Source organism: Mesorhizobium tamadayense (assembly GCF_003863365.1).
Lineage (GTDB): Bacteria > Pseudomonadota > Alphaproteobacteria > Rhizobiales > Rhizobiaceae > Mesorhizobium > Mesorhizobium tamadayense.
The window spans coordinates 1-1322 of the sequence record NZ_RQXT01000162.1; the positions used below are offsets into that span (position 1 = coordinate 1).

Annotated in this window: 1 protein-coding gene; it reads left to right on the top strand. The window is 61.8% G+C overall.

Annotated features, from left to right (window positions below; translation table 11 throughout):
- Positions 1-57 precede the first annotated feature (57 nt).
- Entirely contained in the window at positions 58-1281 is a 1224-nt protein-coding gene (locus EH240_RS36975) for an IS256 family transposase (protein WP_125007244.1), read from the top strand.
- The last annotated feature ends 41 nt before the right edge of the window (positions 1282-1322 follow it).

Genomic DNA, 1322 nt, shown 5'->3' on the forward strand with positions numbered 1-1322 from the left:
GGGACTGTCAGGAATTCCGTGTGCGGGCGGGCATAATGGGTAAAAAGGATTCCCACTATGACCCGACGCAAAGCCCCTGCGATACCAAATGATCTTCTCGACCAGCTTCTGGCGGGAGGCGCAGCCAGTGCAGCCTTCGAACAGGGCGGCTTGCTGGATTCGCTCAAGAAGGCTCTGACCGAGCGCGCCTTGAACGCGGAGATGGACCATCATCTGGCGAGCGGCGAAGACGCTGGCAATACGCGTAACGGCTACGGCCGCAAGACCGTGACGACGGAGACCGGCAAGCTGGAGATCGACATACCGCGTGATCGCCAGGCCAGTTTCGATCCGCAACTGATCGCCAAGTATCAGCGTCGCTTCCCCGGCTTCGACGAAAAGATCGTGTCAATGTATGCGCGCGGCATGAGCACCCGGGAGATCACCGGGCACCTGCATGATCTGTATGGCATCGACGTGTCGCCGGATCTGATCAGCACGGTGACGGACGCCGTGCTCGATGAAGTCGCCACTTGGCAGCAGCGCCCGCTCGATCCGGTTTATCCGCTCATTTTCTTCGACGCGATCCGGGTCAAGATCCGGGACGAAGGGATGGTTCGCAACAAAGCCATCCATATCGCGCTGGGCGTCCGCGCCGATGGCGCCAAGGAGGTGCTCGGCCTGTGGCTCGAGCAGAATGAAGGCGCCAAGTTCTGGCTGCGGGTGATGAACGAGCTCAAGAACCGCGGCGTCGATGATATCCTGCTGGCCGTCGTCGATGGCCTGAAAGGCTTCCCCGACGCGATCACCGCCGTGTTCCCGGAGGCGATCGTTCAGACCTGCATCGTCCACCTGCTGCGCAACTCCATGGACTTCGTTTCCTGGAAAGACCGCAAAGGGCTAGCGACAGCGCTCAAGGACATCTACCGCGCCGTCGATGCCGATGCTGCCGAAAAGGCGCTGACGGCGTTCGAGGCCGGCCCCTGGGGCCGGCGCTATCCCGCCATCGGCCAGAGCTGGCGGCGTGCCTGGGGCGAGGTCATCCCATTCTTTGCGTTCCCTGACGAAGTCCGCCGGATCGTCTACACCACAAACGCGATCGAGGCGCTGAACTCGAAGCTCAGGCGGGCTGTCAGGGCCAGGGGCCACTTCCCCAGCGATGACGCGGCCACCAAGCTGCTCTATCTGATCTTGAACCGGTCCGAAAAAGAGTGGAAAATGCCGCCACGTGAGTGGTCCATGGCCAAGGCCCAGTTTGCCGTCATCTTCGGCGAGCGCTTCATCAAGGCCATGGCGGCATAATGTTCAACCGCCCGCCCGCACACGGAATTCCTGACAGTCCC

Coding starts and splice junctions, on each gene's coding strand:
- EH240_RS36975 (WP_125007244.1), top strand. CDS start 58: ATGACCCGACGCAAAGCCCCTGCGATACCAAATGATCTTCTCGACCAG.